General features: G+C 73.1%; 12 protein-coding genes. 6 read left to right on the top strand and 6 right to left on the bottom strand.

Annotated features, from left to right (window positions below; translation table 11 throughout):
• Positions 1-128 precede the first annotated feature (128 nt).
• From OG556_RS13795 to OG556_RS13785, 3 genes are all read left to right on the top strand, one after another.
• A complete protein-coding gene (locus OG556_RS13795; RefSeq protein ID WP_063347994.1) occupies positions 129-1,463 on the top strand; it encodes a PhoH family protein in 1,335 nt (444 codons plus the stop codon).
• A 433-nt stretch (positions 1,464-1,896) separates the two neighbouring features.
• A complete protein-coding gene (locus OG556_RS13790) occupies positions 1,897-2,655 on the top strand; it encodes a transglycosylase SLT domain-containing protein (RefSeq protein WP_371517287.1) in 759 nt (252 codons plus the stop codon).
• Between the two features lie 473 nt (positions 2,656-3,128).
• Entirely contained in the window at positions 3,129-4,550 is a 1,422-nt protein-coding gene (locus OG556_RS13785) for an AI-2E family transporter (protein WP_371517286.1), read from the top strand.
• 74 nt (positions 4,551-4,624) lie between these two features.
• Here the strand turns inward: OG556_RS13785 and OG556_RS13780 are convergent, their stop codons facing one another.
• Together OG556_RS13780 and OG556_RS13775 are read right to left on the bottom strand one after the other, a co-directional pair.
• Positions 4,625-5,167, bottom strand: coding sequence for an alkyl hydroperoxide reductase (locus OG556_RS13780; RefSeq protein WP_363629586.1), 543 nt, complete (start codon positions 5,165-5,167; stop codon positions 4,625-4,627).
• A 3-nt stretch (positions 5,168-5,170) separates the two neighbouring features.
• Positions 5,171-5,722, bottom strand: coding sequence for a peroxiredoxin (locus tag OG556_RS13775; RefSeq protein ID WP_371517285.1), 552 nt, complete (start codon positions 5,720-5,722; stop codon positions 5,171-5,173).
• Positions 5,723-5,839: 117 nt separating this feature from the next.
• Here OG556_RS13775 and OG556_RS13770 point away from each other — a divergent pair, with 117 nt between their 5' ends.
• A complete protein-coding gene (locus OG556_RS13770) occupies positions 5,840-6,865 on the top strand; it encodes a LysR substrate-binding domain-containing protein (protein ID WP_371517284.1) in 1,026 nt (341 codons plus the stop codon).
• 20 nt (positions 6,866-6,885) lie between these two features.
• Here the strand turns inward: OG556_RS13770 and OG556_RS13765 are convergent, their stop codons facing one another.
• Positions 6,886-7,509: a TetR/AcrR family transcriptional regulator gene (locus OG556_RS13765; RefSeq protein ID WP_371517283.1), complete on the bottom strand. Its 624-nt coding sequence runs from the start codon at positions 7,507-7,509 to the stop codon at positions 6,886-6,888.
• Positions 7,510-7,660: 151 nt separating this feature from the next.
• On the opposite strand from OG556_RS13765, the gene OG556_RS13760 reads away from it, so the two are divergent.
• On the top strand, positions 7,661-9,847 hold the full coding sequence (locus OG556_RS13760) for an MMPL family transporter (RefSeq protein ID WP_371517282.1): 2,187 nt from the start codon (positions 7,661-7,663) through the stop codon (positions 9,845-9,847).
• A 104-nt stretch (positions 9,848-9,951) separates the two neighbouring features.
• Here OG556_RS13760 and OG556_RS13755 read toward each other — a convergent pair whose 3' ends face one another.
• From OG556_RS13755 to OG556_RS13745, 3 genes are all read right to left on the bottom strand, one after another.
• On the bottom strand, positions 9,952-11,817 hold the full coding sequence (locus tag OG556_RS13755) for a SpoIIE family protein phosphatase (protein ID WP_371517281.1): 1,866 nt from the start codon (positions 11,815-11,817) through the stop codon (positions 9,952-9,954).
• A gap of 81 nt (positions 11,818-11,898) precedes the next feature.
• Complete coding sequence (locus OG556_RS13750) at positions 11,899-12,663, bottom strand: methyltransferase domain-containing protein (RefSeq protein WP_371517280.1); 765 nt, start codon at positions 12,661-12,663, stop codon at positions 11,899-11,901.
• Positions 12,664-13,134: 471 nt separating this feature from the next.
• On the bottom strand, positions 13,135-16,110 hold the full coding sequence (locus OG556_RS13745) for a BTAD domain-containing putative transcriptional regulator (protein ID WP_371517279.1): 2,976 nt from the start codon (positions 16,108-16,110) through the stop codon (positions 13,135-13,137).
• A 215-nt stretch (positions 16,111-16,325) separates the two neighbouring features.
• On the opposite strand from OG556_RS13745, the gene OG556_RS13740 reads away from it, so the two are divergent.
• Positions 16,326-16,610: a hypothetical protein gene (locus OG556_RS13740; RefSeq protein ID WP_371517278.1), complete on the top strand. Its 285-nt coding sequence runs from the start codon at positions 16,326-16,328 to the stop codon at positions 16,608-16,610.
• Positions 16,611-16,673: the final 63 nt, after the last annotated feature.

Genomic DNA, 16,673 nt, shown 5'->3' with positions numbered 1-16,673 from the left:
GTTCGCCGGGGGCGCGAATGCACCGCCCCTCGCCTGGGAATACTCCAGGCAGTCCGGTCCCGAGGCCACCGGGGCAGCGGGGGCCGGCTTGCCGCGGATGACGCAGGGTCATCCGCTCTGGAGGCCTAGTGGTCAGTTCCAAGAGCCGCCGGACGCCAGACCGGCGCACGTACGTTCTCGACACCAGCGTGCTCCTGGCGGACCCGCTCGCCATGACCCGCTTCGAGGAGCACGAGGTCGTCCTGCCGGTGGTGGTCGTCACCGAGCTGGAGGCCAAGCGGCACCACCCGGAGCTGGGCTACTTCGCCCGCCAGGCGCTGCGACTGCTCGACGACTACCGCATCCGCCACGGCCGGCTCGACGAGCCGATCCCGGTCGGCGAGCTCGGCGGCACCATCAGGGTCGAGCTCAACCACTCCGACCTGTCGATACTGCCGGCCGGCTACCGGGTCGGCGGCGGCGAGGCGGACTCGCGGATCCTCGCGGTCGCCCGCAACCTCCAGGCCGAGGGGTACGACGTCACGGTCGTCTCCAAGGACCTGCCGCTGCGGATCAAGGCCAGCTCGGTGGGCCTGCTCGCCGAGGAGTACCGGGCCGAGCTCGCCATCACCTCCGGCTGGACGGGGATGTCCGAGCTGCACGTCCCGGCGGAGCAGGTGGACGCGCTGTTCGCGGCCGGCCACGACGCCGCGGTGGACGTCGAGGGGGCGGACGAGCTGCCGGTGCACACCGGGCTGGTGCTCACCTCGGAGCGCGGCCGGGCGCTCGGCCGGGTGACCGGCGACGGCCGGGTCCGGCTGGTGCGCGGCGAGCGCGAGGCGTTCGGACTGCGCGGGCGCAGCGCCGAGCAGCGGGTGGCGCTGGACCTGCTGCTCGATCCGGACGTCGGCATCGTCTCGATGGGCGGCCGGGCGGGCACCGGCAAGTCCGCGCTGGCGCTGTGCGCGGGGCTGGAGGCGGTGCTGGAGCGGGGGCAGCACCGCAAGGTGATGGTCTTCCGGCCGCTGTACGCGGTCGGCGGGCAGGAGCTCGGCTACCTGCCGGGCTCCGAGACGGAGAAGATGAGCCCCTGGGCGCAGGCGGTCTTCGACACCCTCTCCGCCGTCACCACCCCGGACGTGATCGAGGAGGTGATCTCCCGGGGGATGCTGGAGGTGCTGCCGCTGACCCACATCCGGGGCCGCTCGCTGCACGACGCCTTCGTGATCGTGGACGAGGCCCAGTCGCTGGAGCGGAACGTCCTGCTGACGGTGCTGTCCCGGATCGGCCAGGGTTCGCGGGTGGTGCTCACCCACGACGTGGCGCAGCGCGACAACCTCCGGGTGGGCCGGTACGACGGCGTGGTGGCGGTGGTGGAGAAGCTGAAGGGGCATCCGCTCTTCGCGCACATCACGCTCACCCGCTCGGAGCGTTCGCCGATCGCGGCGCTGGTCACGGAGATGCTGGAGGACATCCACCCGTGATTCGTCCCTGACCAGGACATAGTCGGACAATACGGTTAACTCTTGGTGCGGGGCCCGCTCCTGACGGGGCGGGCCCTCACCCCTTTCATCACATCGAGTGCTTTCCGCCCGGGGAACTCCCGTGCGGTGAATGTGACGTGCGCCACGCGAACGGGAATTGCGTCGACAGCGTCCGGTGCGGCATGGTGAGGGTTCTGTCAGGCCCCGCGTACGGCGTGGCAGGGCTTCCGGACTCCACGAGTCCGGGCCCGGATGGTCCACCAACTCCGGTCGGTGGACGCACAATTGAAGACCGATGAGCCGTACGCCGCCCGATTCCAACGCCCGGTCGCCTCACCTCGGCCGGACGCCGGGCCAGCACCTCCCGTGACCAGAGCACCTGCGGAGGTCAGTGCCAAGGGGCATGTTGCGCCCGCACGGTCACGCGTGGGCGATGCTGGAAGGAATCCATGTGACTCGGATCTCGGTCCGGGGAGTCGCTGTGGCCTCCGCCACCGCCGTCACCGCTGTCGGTGCCGTCGTGGGTGTGGCCTCGGGCAGCGAGGGCAAGACGACGCAGACGGTCGACGTCGCGGGCGCGACCCTGCTTGCCGAAGTCCCCTCTGGCGCCCAGGCGCAGACCATCAGTGACAACATCGGCCAGCAGGCATCCGCCCAGCAGGCCTCCGCCGACGCCGCGGCCAAGGCCGCCGCCGAGCAGAAGGCCGCCGAGGAGGCCGCGCGCCAGAAGGCCGCCGCGGACGCCCAGGCGAAGGCCGATGCCCAGGCCAAGGCCGACGCGGACAAGGCTGCCAAGGCCGCCGAGGACAAGCGCAAGGCCGACGAGGCCGCTGCCAACCGTTCCAAGGCGCGTTCGGCGATGGCCGCCACCGACAACAGCGCCCCGCCGGTCTCGGCCAGCCCCGGATCCGTCCAGGACATCGCCCGGCAGGTCGTCGGTGACGACGCCCAGTTCCAGTGCTTCAGCCAGATCGTGAAGCGCGAGAGCGGCTGGGACTACACCGCGACCAACCGGAGTTCCGGCGCGTACGGCCTGGTCCAGGCGCTGCCCGGCACCAAGATGGCCTCGGCCGGTGCCGACTGGCGCACCAACCCGGCCACCCAGATCAAGTGGGGTCTGGGCTACATGAACAGCCGCTACGGCAGCCCCTGTGGCGCCTGGTCGTTCTGGCAGTCCCACAACTGGTACTAGGAGCCGCCACCGCCCGGCGGTGGACTCTCCCGTACGGCCCCCGGCCGCTCGTCCCGCCCGACGAGCGACCGGGGGCCGTCGCGTTCCCGCCCACCGGGAGCCGGATCGGGCCGCGCCGCCCGGGCTGCGCTGACCAGTGCGCCTGCGGGCGGTGCGGACCCGGTGCGGACGCGGGGCGCGGGAAGGGGTCCTGGTCGCTTCCCGCACCGGCCGGTCCGCCGGCAGTTGGTCCGTGGTCCGAGGCCTCGCTCTCCCCGGGGGCCTCGTTTCGACTCCTCCCCAGCGATCCCGGTCCGAAACCATCTGAAACCTGACGGTTTGCCCCGGTTTGATGGCGAGGTTGTTCGAGCCGAACCCGGCGGGGGCCGGACTCGCCGGGCCGCCGCCGGGTAGCGTCATCCCTGACGGCCGTGGCGGGACCCACGGCGTACCGCCGGGCACGGCGGCTCAGCAGGGGAGCGGTGGTAGCGAGGATGGCGCGGGGCGGAAAGGCCTTCAAGGCCGTGGCCAAGGGCATGGCCGTGGTGGCGAGCGCGGCCGCCGTGATCGAACGGCGCCGGCGTGCCGCGATGGCGGCCGACCCGCACGAGCTCGCCGTCCCCGCACTGGCGGAGGCACCCGATCCGGTGCCGGCCCCGCGGGTCGAACCCGCCGCGGTTCCGGCCGCCGCCCCGGTGGCCCCCGCCCCGGTGGCCCCCGCGCCGGTGGCCCCCGCGCCGACCGCACCGCCCGGCCCGGCGCGGGAGTACCACCCCGGCCGGCCCGCCACCCCGGCCGAGGCCGTGCCCTGGGGGCTGCGGGTGGCCGCCGAGTCGACCTGGCGGCTGCTGCTGCTCGGGGGCGCACTCTACGTCGTCTTCTACATCGTCGACATGCTGAGGCTGGTCGCCTTCGCGGTGCTGGCCTCGCTGCTGATCTCCGCGCTGCTGGAACCGACGGTCTCCTGGCTGCGCCGGCACGGGGTGCCGCGCTCGCTGGCGGCGGGCGCGGTGTTCCTGAGCGGTCTGGCCGGAATCGGGCTGGTCGGCTGGTTCGTGGTCTGGCAGGTGTCCACCAACCTGTCGACGGTCACCAGCAAGGTGAAGGACGGTGTGGACCAGCTGCGGGACTGGCTGAGCACCGGGCCGCTGCACCTGACCCAGCAGCAGATCAACGACTACGCCGACCAGATCGGCAAGGCGATCACCACCAACACCGACCAGATCACCTCGGCCAGCCTGACCGGCGCGCAGATCGCCGTCGAGGTGCTGACCGCCGTGGCGCTGGCCTTCTTCACCACCTTCTTCTTCCTCTACGACGGCGCGCGGATCTGGAACTGGGCGTTGCGCGGACTGCCCCGGCACTCCCGCTTCGCCATGGCCGGCGCCGGCCCGAAGGCCTGGGCGACGCTCACCGCGTACGTGCGCGGCACCGTTGGCGTGGCCTTCATCGACGCGGTCTGCATCGGCATCGGCATCGACCTGCTGGGCGTGCCGATGGCGATGCCGCTGGCCGTGATCATCTTCCTGGGCGCCTTCGTCCCGCTGGTCGGCGCACTCGTCACCGGCACGGTCGCGATGCTGATCGCGCTGGTCACCGAGGGGCCGTGGACGGCGCTGATGGTGCTGATCGTGCTGGTCGCGGTGATGCAGATCGAGAGCCACATCCTGCAGCCGCTGATCCTCGGCCGGGCCGTCCGGGTGCACCCGCTGGGCGTCGTCCTCGGCGTCGCGGCCGGCGGCATCATCGGCGGCATCGGCGGCGCGGTGGTGGCCGTCCCGCTGATCGCCGTCACCAACACCGTGATCACCCACCTGCGCCGCCGCAACGAGGCCGGCCAGGCCGTCTTCACCGCGATGGAGGCCGCCCGCGAGGCCGCGGGCCGGACCTCCGCCGCCCCGACCGGGGACGGCTGAGGCCGGAGCACAACGCCGACGGGCCCTCCCGGACGTGGTGTCCGGGAGGGCCCGTCGGCGTCGTGCGGGGTCCGTCAGGCGCCGGCGGCGGCGAGGGCGGCCTCGGAGTCGAGGACACCCGCCACGGCCTGGAGCACGGCGGCGATCTTCATCGAGGCCTGGACGACCTCGCGCTCGACACCGGCCTTGCGCAGCACGGCCTCGTGCGAGTCGAGGCACTGGCCGCAGCCGTTGATGGCCGAGACGGCGAAGCACCAGAGCTCGAAGTCGACCTTCTCGACGCCCGGGGTGCCGATGATGTTCATCCGCAGACCGGCCCGCATCGTGCTGTACTCCTTGTCGGAGAGCAGGTGCAGCGTCCGGTAGTAGACGTTGTTCATCCCCATGATCGCGGCCGCGCCCTTGGCGGCGGTGTACGCCTCCGGGGAGAGGTTGGCCTTGGCCTCGGGCTCCAGCTCACGCAGCAGGGCGGCGCTGCGGGTGGCCATCGCGCAGGACAGCACGGTGCCCCAGAGCTGCTGGGCGGGGAGGTCGGAGTTGCCGATGACCGAGCCCAGGTTGAGCTTGAGGTCCTTGGCGTAGTCCGGGAGGGCGGCCTTCAGGTCGTCGAGGGCCATGGGTCAGCCCGCCAGCAGGGCCTGGGCGTCGAGGGTGTCCTCGCCCTTGGTCCAGTTGCACGGGCACAGCTCGTCGGTCTGCAGGGCGTCCAGCACCCGCAGGACCTCCTTGGGGTTACGGCCGACGGAGCCGGCGGTCACCATGACGAACTGGATCTCGTTGTTCGGGTCGACGATGAACACCGCGCGCTGGGCGGTGCCGTCGGCGCCCTCGACGCCGCAGGCGCGCATCAGGTCGTGCTTGACGTCGGCCAGCATCGGGAAGGGCAGGTCGCGCAGGTCCTTGTGGTCCTTGCGCCAGGCGTGGTGCACGAACTCGGAGTCGCCGGAGACGCCGAGGATCTGGGCGTCGCGGTCCGCGAACTCGTCGTTCAGCTTGCCGAACGCGGCGATCTCGGTCGGGCAGACGAAGGTGAAGTCCATCGGCCAGAAGAAGACGACCTTCCACTTGCCCTCGTAGGACTTGTGGTTGATCTCGGCGAAGGCGTTCGCGGCGTCCAGGTCGACGCAGGCGTTGAGTTCGAACTCGGGGAACTTGTCACCGATCGTGAGCACGTTCGCTTCTCCTGAAGTGAGACTGAGGGGAGTTTTGTCCGGATTCCGGACACGTCCTACGTTTCCACATCGTGGACTGATCAGGGAAATAGCTACACTTGATGTGTCTGATCGGAGATGGCTATCAGTACCGAACCGCCCACGTCGCGGCCCCGCCCCCGCAGGGCCGCCGCCGCCAAACCCGACGCCGCTGTGGCGAGCGCCACAGTCCGCAGCCCCCGGGCGCCGACCGTCGCCCAGCTCAAGGCCTTCCTCGCGGTCGCCGAGCACCGGCACTTCCGGGAGGCCGCCGCCGCCACCGGGACCAGCCAGCCGGCCCTGTCCGGGGCGGTCGCGGCGCTGGAGGAGTCGCTGGGCGCGCAGCTGGTCGAGCGTACGACGCGCAGGGTGATTATCACCCCCCTGGGTGAGCGCGTGCGCGAGCACGCACGCCGGGTGCTCGCCTCGCTGCAAGCCCTCACCGAGGAGGTCGAGGCCGCCCGCCGCCCGTTCACCGGGCCGCTGCACCTCGGCGTCATCCCGACCGTCGCGCCCTACCTGCTGCCCACCGTGCTGCGGCTGGTCCGCGACCGCTTCCCGGAGCTGGAACTGCACGTCCACGAGGAGCGCACCCCCGCGCTGCTGGAGGGGCTGGCCGCCGGGCGGCTGGACGTCCTGCTGCTCGCGCTCCCGGCCGGCGGCACCTCGCCGACCCGCGACATCCCGCTGTTCGACGAGGACTTCGTCCTGGTCACCCCGCCCGAGCACCCGCTCGCCGGGCGGATCGACGTCCCGCGCGACGTGCTGCTCGACCTGGACGTGCTGCTGCTGGAGGAGGGCCACTGCCTGCGCGACCAGGCCCTCGACATCTGCCGTGAGGTCGGTGCCGATCCCGGGGGTTCCACCACTCGCGCGGCCGGCCTGTCCACCCTGGTCCAACTGGTCGCCGGCGGCCTCGGGGTGACGCTGCTGCCCGCCACCGCGCTGGACGTCGAGGCCGGCCGCACCGACCGGCTGGCCGCCGTCCGCTTCGCCGCCCCGGCCCCCGGCCGCCGGATCGGGCTGGCCACCCGCCCGGGCTCGGCCCGCAGCGCCGAGTACGAGCGCTTCGCGGCCGCGCTGCGCGAGGTGCTGGCCGAACTCCCGGTCCGGATCGCCTCCTAGCGCCCTGTGGTCCTGCGGCCTTACTGCTTCGCGGGGGCGCCGAGGCAGAGCCCGACCGTGGTGGCCACCAGCAGGTCCAGGGCCCGCAGGGTGCCCTGGTCGGGCTGCTCGCCGGGCGCGCGCAGGGCCAGGTAGCGGTCGGTGAGGCCGTCGAAGCCGGTGAGGAAGTGGACGGCGATCTCCTCGGCGGGCGTGGCCAGTTCGAGGCCGTGCGCCTCGGCGAGGGCGGTGAGCATCTCCGCCGCGGTGCGCTCGATCCCGTGCTGGAGCGCCCGCATGATCTCCTGCAGGTCCGGGTCGCGCATCGCCAGCGCCGCGAACTCGCTCAGCAGCACGCAGCGCCCGTCCGTGCCGGTCGAACTCTCCCAGAGCGCGTGGACCAGGGTGGCGACCTGCTCGCCGAAGGAGCCGTCGCCCGGGTAGGCGGCGCGGACGTGGCCGATGAACTCGGCGGTCAGCTGCTCGACGACGGCCCGGTAGAGGTCCTTCTTGGTGCCGAAGGTGTAGTGCACCGTCGCCTGCGCCACGCCCAGCTCGGCCGCGATCGCCCGGGTGCTGCCGGCGGCGACCCCCTCCCGGGTCATCAGGTCGAGGGCGGCCTGGACCAGTTGCGGTCGGCGTTCGGAGGCGGGGACATGAGCCATCCAGCCAGGGTATCGCCATGGTCGGATAACTGCGTCGAATGATTCTGTCGCCCGATTCTGTCGACCAACTTTGTCACCTGACAAGGTTGCGCGTACGGTGGACCGCGACCTGTTTACCTGCCTGCCCGACGACCTGACCGAGGGGTCACCCATGGCCACGTACCTCTACCGACTCGGCCGCTACTGCTTCCGGAAACGGCGGGCGGTGCTGGCGGTCTGGATCGCCGTGCTGATCGCGATCGGCGGGGCCGCGGGGGCCTTCGCCGGCAAGACCAGCGACGAGTTCAAGGTGCCGGGCACCGAGGCGCAGACCACCCTGGACCGGATCAAGGACACCTTCCCGGAGCAGGGCCACGGCTCCGCCCAGGTCGTCTTCGCGGCCCCCGCGCCCGGCGGCGCCACCACGCCCGAGGCGGGCAGGGCGGTCGGCGAGGCGGTCGCCCGGATCACCGCCGTCCCCGGCGTGGCCGCCGTGCCCGACCCGTACGCCACCCACGCCGTCTCACCGGACGGCCGGGTCGCGATCGCCCTGGTCTCCTTCGACCACAAGCTCGCCGACGTCACCGACCAGCAGCGCGAGGCCGTCAAGGCCGCCGCCGAACCGGCCCGCGCGGCCGGGTTGGACGTCGCCTTCGGCGGCGACGCGTACAACCGGATGGCGCAGGTCGACGGCGGCGAGGCGATCGGTCTGGCCGTCGCCGGGGTGGTCCTGGTGATCACCCTCGGCTCGTTGGTCGCCGCCGGACTGCCGCTGCTGACCGCGCTGGTCGGGGTCGGCGTGGCGATGGCCGCGATCATGGCGCTGTCCGGCTCGTTCGAGATCATCACCACCGCGCCGGTGCTGGCCCTGATGGTCGGTCTCGCCGTCGGCATCGACTACGCGCTGTTCATCCTCTCCCGGCACCGCCGCCACCTGGACGAGGGCCTGGAGCCGGACGAGGCCGCCGCCCGCGCCACCGCCACCGCCGGCAGCGCCGTCGTCTTCGCCGGCCTCACCGTGGTCGTGGCGCTCGCCGGGCTCGCCGTCGCCGGCGTCCCCTTCCTGACCGTGATGGGCCTGGCCGCCTCCGGCGCCGTCGTGGTGGCCGTCCTGGTCGCGATCACGCTGCTGCCCGCGCTGCTCGGCTTCGCCGGCCGCGCCATCGACCGGCTGCCGGTCTGGAAGCGGGCGCTGCGCACCGGCGGCCGCACCACCCTGGGCGAGCGCTGGGGCCGCTTCGTGGTCCGCCGCCCGCTGGCCGTGCTGCTCGTCGGACTGGCCGGCCTGGGCCTGCTCGCGGTGCCCGCCGCGAGCCTCCAGCTCGGCCTGCCGGGCGGCGGTTCGCAGGCCGCCGGCACCGATGCGCGCAAGGCCTACGACCTGGTCGGCGAGAGCTTCGGGCCGGGCTTCAACGCGCCGCTGGTGGTCGTCGTGGACGCCGGGGGCGTGCCGCGGCCGGAGCAGGCGGTGCAGGGGGTGGCGGCCGGGCTGCAGACCCTGCCGGGCGTGCGGACACTGCTGCCCCCGGCCGTCGACCAGACCGGGCGCACCGCCCTGCTCACCGTCATCCCGCAAACCGGACCGGACGACGCCGGCACCAGGACGCTGGTCAACGAGATCCGCGACCAGCGCGCTCCGCTCAAGGCCTCGACCGGCGCGGACATCGCCGTCACCGGCACCACCGCCGCCAACATCGACGTCTCCACCAAGCTCGGCCAGGCACTGCCGCCGTTCCTCGCGGTGATCGTCGGCATCGCGGTGGTGCTGCTGGCGCTGGCGTTCCGCTCGGTGCTCGTCCCGCTCAAGGCGGTGGCCGGCTTCCTGCTCAGCATCACCGCCTCGCTCGGCGCGGTGGTCGCGGTCTACCAGTGGGGCTGGCTGGACGGCCTGATCGACGTGCCGAAGGTCGGGCCGGTGGTGAGCTTCGTGCCGATCCTGCTGATCGGCGTGCTGTTCGGGCTGGCGATGGACTACGAGCTGTTCCTGGTCTCCGGGATGAAGGAGCAGTACGTCCACGGGAAGGCGCCGCGGGACGCCGTGGTGGCCGGGGTGCGCGGCGGCGCCCGGGTGGTCACGGCGGCGGCGCTGATCATGGTGTCGGTGTTCGGCTCGTTCGTCTTCGGCCACGACCCGATCGTGCAGCCGATCGGCTTCGCCCTCGCGGTGGGCGTGCTGGTGGACGCCTTCGTGGTGCGGATGGCGCTGGTGCCGGCCGCGATGGCGCTGTTCGGCAAGGCCGCCTGGTGGTTCCCGAAGCGGCTGGAGAAGGTCGTGCCGCGGGTCGACATGGAGGGCGAGCAGCTGATCGCGCGGCTGGAGTCGGCGGAGCACCCGGCGAAGGAGCCGGCCGGGGTCTGAACCGCTCCCGGGCGCCCGGCGGGCCGTTCCCGTCGGGCGTCCGCGCGCCGCGGCAGCCGCTGTTCGACGGGCGGCCGCGGGCGGCTGCGGGCGGCTTCGGGCGGTTACGGCAGCCGTGGCTCGACGGGCGGTTGGGGCAGTCGCTGCTCGAACCAGACCACCTTGCCGGTGCCCAGCCGGGTGGCGCCCCAGCGGTCCGCGCACCGGGCCACTATCTGCAGGCCGCGACCGCGTTCGTCCTCCGGCCCGGTACGGCGCGGCCGCGGCAGCAGCGGGCTGTCGTCGCCGACCTCGCAGCGCAGCCGGGTGGTGCGCACCAGGCTCAGGGTGACCGGGCGGGTCGCGTGCTGGACGGCGTTGGTCACCAGCTCGCTGATCATCAGCTCGGTCGCCTCGCTGAGCTCGCCGAGCCCCCAGCGGCGCAGCGTGTGGGCGGCCAGCCGGCGGGCCCGGCCGGGCGTCTCGTTGCGCGGCTGGAGGTACCAGTGCGCGACGTCCCCGGCCGGGATGCCGTCGAAGCAGGCGCCCAGCAGGGCGATGTCGTCGCCGCGGTCGCCGGGCGGCAGGATCCGCAGCGCCTCCTGGCACAGCTGCTCGGGGGACTGCCAGCGGGCGGCGGCGATCCGGGCGCGGAGGACCTCCAGGCCGTCGCTGATCGGGCGGCTGCGGGTCTCCACCAGGCCGTCGGTGAACAGCAGCAGGGCCGAGCCGGGCGGGGCGGGCAGCTCGACCGAGTTGAAGTCCACCCCGCCGACCCCGATCGGGGCCCCGGAGTCCAGCTCCACCAACTCGGCGGTGCCGTCCGGCCGGACCAGGACGGGCGGGACGTGCCCGGCGTTGGCCAGCACCACCCGGTTGGCGATCGGGTCGTACACCGCGTACACGCAGGTCGCCAGGTGCTGTTCGCGGCCGAGCCGTTGGGCCTGCTCGTCCAGGTGGTAGAGCACCTCGTGCGGCGGCAGGTCGAGGGCGGCCAAGGTCTGGGCGCTGGTGCGCAGTTGGCCCATGATGGCGGCCGAGGTGAGCGAGTGGCCCATCACGTCGCCGACGATCAGGGCGACCCGGTTGCCGGGCAGCGGCACGGCGTCGTACCAGTCGCCGCCGACCTGCGCGCCGCGCTCGCCCGGCAGGTAGCGCTGGGCGAGGCGGACGCCGTGCGGCTGCGGCAGGCGCAACGGCAGCATGCTGCGCTGGAGTTCGTTGGCTATCTCCCACTCGCGGGCGTACCGCAGGGCGGTGTCCACCGCCAGGCCCGCCTGGGTGGCGAGGTGCGCGGCGGTCGCGGTGTCGGCGGCGTCGAAGGCGGGCCGGCCGGTGCGTTCAGGAGGGCGGCGGATCAGCACCAGCAGGCCGAGCACGGCCTTGCGGCCGCGCAGCGGCAGGGCCAGCACCGAGGTGCCCGCGGCCAGCCGGGCCAGCCCGCGGGTGCCGTACAGCTCGCGCAGCAGCGCCTCGGTGCGTTCGGCGCCGGGCGCGCCGAGCACCGCGGACTCGGCGGGGCGGCGGCTCAGCAGGGCGTGCGCGAGCGCCCCGCCGCGGGTCACCGGGGTGGCGGGGCCGGTGTCGGCGGTGGAGCGGGAGCCGTACCGGGAGCGGTGCCGGTCGTCCGCGCCGCTCGGCCGGCCGCGCCGTCCGATCCGGGTGCCGGTGCTGTGGTGGATCCGCAGCTCGTCCGGGAAGCCGGGCTCGCGCTCGACGTTGGGCAGCGGGTCGCGCAGGTGGACCACGGCGGCGTCGGCCAGCGTGGGGACGAGCACCCGGCCGATGTTGCGCAGCGTCGCGGACAGGTCGAGCGCGCTGTTGATCCGCCGGGTGGCCAGGTCGAGGTGGCCGAGCCGGCCCGCCACGTCCTCGCGCTCCGGGCGCGCGGTCGGCTGGTGCGCCGGTGCCGGTACTGGTGCCAGGGGCAGGCCGCGCTGGCCCGGGACGGCAGGCGGCTGTCCGGCCTCGGTCTTGAGCTGGTCGCGCACGGGCTGCCTGTCCTGGATTCGGTGTGGTCTCTGTGGTGGTCTGCGGTGTCCTGCTGGCGGGCCCTGCTGCCGTGCGGTGGGTCAGCCGACGCGTCGACAGCACAGGAACAGCTGTTCCTCCGGCGGCAGCGTGGTGCTGGCCGGCGCGTACGGATGCCCCGAGCACTCCTCGACGGCGAAGCCCGCCGTGACGAGAACCCGCTCCAGATCCTCCCTCAGATACCCACTGATCCGCAGCTCTCTGCCAAGGAACGGAAGCGGAACGTGATCCAGATCCGCCTCGACCATACCGAGCGCCAGCAGTCCGCCCGGCCGGAGGAGTTCGCGCAGCCGCGTGAGCACGGTCGGGATCTCGTCCTGCGGCAGCAGGATCAGTGAGAAGAACGCGGTGACGGCGGCGAACCCGTCCTTGCCCAGCGGCCCCAGTCCGGGGGCGTTCCAGACCTGCCCGGCGCGCTCGGTGGCCAGATCGAACAGGTCGATCCGATGGAACTCCGGCGGGTGTTCGCCCGGGAACCGGGCCTGCCGGGCCAGCGAGAGCATCACGTCCGAGAGGTCTATCCCGGTCACCCGTAGCCCGCCCGCGACCAGCTGCCGGACCGTCGGGTCCCCGGTGCCGCAGCCCACGTCCAGCACCCGCGCGCCGGGTTCGAGCTCGGCCAGCAGCTGCCGTCCGCAGGCCAGCTGCCCGTCCTTGGCGGGGAACGCCTCGCCGTACCCGGCGCCGATGGTGTCGAAGGCGACGGCTTGCAGGGCACGCGCCGCCCGGCGCCGCCGCACGTCGGGCCCGTCGTCTCCCGCGTCCTCGTCGACGGGGTACGAGTCGGATATCTGTCCGGTCGTCACGATTGAGAGGCACCCTTCCACCCGTGGCCTCCGGCCGGCTGCACGCGGCCGCACGGGAGCGGGATGCCGTCCGCCCCGGCGCCCGTCCTGCCTCGCCGGCCCACACGTTGCCGGCAGACACTCGTGTGTGTACTGGCATCTGAGAATATGCGTGATCTCTGCGCCATGGGGTCCCTTTCCAGCCAACTCGTCATGCTTGGGCCGGTGTGGACGGGGTTGCGGAAGCACGACGGTGCGGGCAGGGGTGGTGCGCGCCGGCTCCGCGCGCCGCATGGCGCGCCGTGGCGTAACGACTGACCTGCGGTTTCGCCGGGGCGAGGGCCGGCCGTCGGGCGTTTATCGAACGTCAATCGCCGGAGTGCAGAGTGGAGTCCAGCGCCGGGGAAGCGTTGAGGGCGCTCCCGCAGCCGGGGGGCTGCGGGGGCGCCGACGCGCACAACGGGGGTGGGGGCTCTGCCGGGGGGCGGAGACCTACGGCGCTGGGGAAGATGGGGGAGGCTCGGTGTGCTGTTGGGAGATGAGGTCCGCCACGGGGGAGGCCTCCGGCACACCGAGCCGCGTGAAGATCGCGTGCGCCTCGCGCAGGCAGGCGAGCCCGCGCGCGGGCTGCGCCAGCGCCAGCAGCGCCTCGCCGAGGGTGGCGTTCGCGAGGCCCTGGCAGTAGGCGGAGTCCAGCTCCTGGGCGATCACGAGCGACTCGTCGGCCGCCTCGGCCGCCTCGGCGTGCTGTCCGGCGGCGAGCAGGGCGGAGGCCAGGCGGGCGAGGGTGTAGCCCTCCCAGAGCGGATTCTGCTGGGCCTGGAACAGCTGGTGGGCCTCTCGCAGGTAGCCCACCGCCGCCTTCGGCTCGTCGGTGGAGGCGAGCACCACACCGGTCTGGTACAGGGTGTCGGCGAGGCAGGGGCCGTTCCTCGACGTCCGGGCCGTCGCCACCGCCTCGATGACCGAGCGGACGGCGGTCTCGGTGTCCCCCAGCTTGAGCTGTGCCCGCGCCATGTTGCCGAGCAGCCGGGCCTCGTTGATCGGAACGCGGACCACCCGGCTGATGCCGAGGGCCTGCTCGAAGAGCGGGATGGCTTCGGCGGGGCGGTTCGTCAGGCTGAGGATGATCCCCAGGTCGTTGCTCGCCGCCGACCGCAGGATCGTCATGTCGTCGGAGCGCTGGAGGCTCAGGCTCTTGCGGAGCGACTGTTCGGCGCCCTGGAAGTCATTGGTGATCGACTGCAGTGTGCCGAAGGCGAAGTGCACCCGGGCCAGGGCGGCAGCGTCTCCGTAGGCGGCGGCGTTGCGCTCGGCGGTCACCAGGAACCGGCGCATCCGCGAGCCGTGCGTGGGATCCCTGACCAGGCTGTTCAGGACGATCAGCAGGTCGACGGCCGGGCGCAGCACGAAGTCCGGTCCTCGCACGGCCGCCTCGACGGCGCTGAGCAGGAAGGTGATCTCCGTCCGCAGCCACTGCCGGGCGTCCCGGCTCGTCGGCAGGTCCAGGCCTGACGAGCCCAGGGGGTTGAGCGGTTCCGGGAGCTGGTCGTCGGGCTCGATCACCTGGGCCGCGTTGCGGACGGTCGGGATCAGCAGGTCGAGCAGGCGCAGCACCGCCCGCTCCTGCTCCTCGGTGTCCCCGATCCGCTCGTTCTGCCGCTGGGCGTAGAGCCGGAGCAGGTCGTGGTAGCGGTAGCGGCCGGGGGTGAAGCACTCCAGCATGTTCGCCTCGACCAGCGCCTCGGCGAGGTCCTCGGCGGTGTACTCGTTCGTGCCGAGCAGCGCCGCGGCGGCGGGCAGCGGGATGTCGGGGGAGTCGATCAGGGCGAGCAGCCGAAAGGCGCGGGCCTCGTCCGTGGAGAGCTGCCCGTAGCCGAGTCCGATGGTGGTCTCCACGGCGAGGTTGCCGAGCTGGAGTTCGTCCAGCCGCCGCCGTTGGTCGGCTAACCGTCTGGCCAGGTCGGAGACGCTCCAGCGCGGACGGCTGGCCAGCCGGGCGGCGGCGATGCGGACGGCGAGCGGCAGGAACCCGCAGGCGGTGACCACCTGCATGGCCGCCTCCGGTTCGGCGGCGACCCGCTGCTCGCCGACGATGGCCGAGAACAGCGCCAGCGCTTCGTTCGGGGTCAGCTCCTCGACGTCGAACAACTGCGCACCCGGGATGCCGGCCAGCCGGGAGCGGCTGGTGGCGAGCACGGCGCTGCCGGAGACGCCGGGGATCAGCGGTCGGATCTGCTCGGCGTCGCGCGCGTTGTCGAGCAGGATGAGCATCCGCCGGCTGGCGAGCAGCGACCGGTAGAGGGCGGCGCGCTGTTCGAGCGAGTCGGGGCTGTCGGTGACGCCGAGCGCGTGCAGGAAGTCGCCCAGGACGGCCACCGGGTCGGCCGGCGAGGTGCCCGCGCCGCGCAGGTCGACGTACAGCTGCCCGTCCGGGAACTCGCCGCGGACGCGGTGGGCGACGTGGACGGCGAGGGTGGTCTTCCCGACCCCGCCGATACCGGCCAACGAAGTCACCACCACGGCCTGGCCGGTGGCGTTCATCAGGACCGTCGAGAGGTCGCTCACCAGGTCGGTGCGGCCGCTGAAGTCCGATACGTCGGCCGGGAGTTGGGCGGGCGCCGGGGGAGCGGCCGGACCGTCCTCGCGGCTCGCCGGGGCGGGTACGGCCGGGAGGGCGAGCGTCGGGTCCGCCGCCAGGATGCGGGCGTGCATCGCGGACAGGCCGGCTCCGGGTTCGACCCCGAGTTCCTCGATCAGCAGCTTGCGGGTGTCGGTGTAGACGCCGAGCGCCTCGGCCTGGCGCCCACAGCGGTACAGCGCCAGCATCAGCAGTTCGCTCAGGCGCTCGCGCAGCGGGTGTTCGGCCGTCAGGCCGTTCAGCTCGCCGACGATCTCGGCGTGCAGGCCGATGTCGAGGGCGACGGCGCACAGCTCCTCGGCGGCGGCCACCTGCCGTTCGGCGAGCCGCAGCCGCTGGGTGTCGGCGTAGGGGCCGGGGATGCCGGTGAGCGGCCGGCCGCTGAACAGGTCCAGCGCCCGTGCCAGCAGCCGGTGCGCCTCGTGCTTGTCACCCGAGGCCCGGGCGGCCGCGGCCTCGGCGCAGAGCCGTTCGAAGACCGTCAGGTCGAGGGCCTCGCCGGGAATGCGCAGCGCGTAGCCGTCGGCGACCGAGATCAGCAGTTCGGAGGGCCGGCGCACCTCCCGCCGGGGCTCGATGACGGAGCGCAGGCGGGATACGTAGGTGCGCAGCGCCGCCACCGCCTGGGCCGGGTGCCGTTCGCCCCAGAGTGCGTCGACCAGGTCCTGTGTGGTGACCGGGCGTCCGGAATGCAGCAGAAGGGTGGTCAGAACTGCCTGTTGCTGAGGGGATCCGAGGGAAAGGGGCTTGCCGTCGAGCCAGGCCTGGACCGGACCGAGGACTTGGAAGCGCAGCGCAGGGGTCTGCGGCGTCTCCCGAAACTCCATGAAAGTCCCCCGATGGCCTGTGGTGTCGATTCCGTGAAAGGGCGCTCGGCGGTCCGCCGTGGTGCTTCAGCTTAGGCGGACGCCCGACTCTGCCGGACTGCAGCGCAAGCCGCACGATGTTTATCGGACATTTAATCAACCCTACGATACTGTCCGCACGCCCGTGCCACGGAGGTCGGGCGAGACACATTTGATGACCGAAAGGCGGCCGCCCAATGGCCAACGACCAGAGCGAGACCCCGGTGGCGTCGGCGCCCGAGAACGCGGCGGCGACGGACACCCCGGCCGTCGCTGTGGAGGCGGGCGAGGCTGTCGAGGGCGCGGTGGCCGCGTCCTCGAACACGACCGAGTACACCGCGCCGTCCGACGCGCAGAAGGCGGCGATCGAGAACGACCTGTTCGGGGACGAGGCCGCGCACGTGGTGGAGCCCGTCGCGCCGGCCACGGGCGGGCCGGGCAAGCGCTACGAGCCGGAAGGCATGATCTCCGGCCACCCGTAAGCCGCTCCGGCCGAAGGCCCCGTGTCCCCCGTGTCCCGGTCCGGGCACGGGGGCGCTGTGGGT

It is taken from the genome of Kitasatospora sp. NBC_01300, assembly GCF_041435235.1.
Taxonomy (GTDB): domain Bacteria; phylum Actinomycetota; class Actinomycetes; order Streptomycetales; family Streptomycetaceae; genus Kitasatospora.
This window is presented reverse-complemented; position numbering and strand designations above follow the sequence as displayed.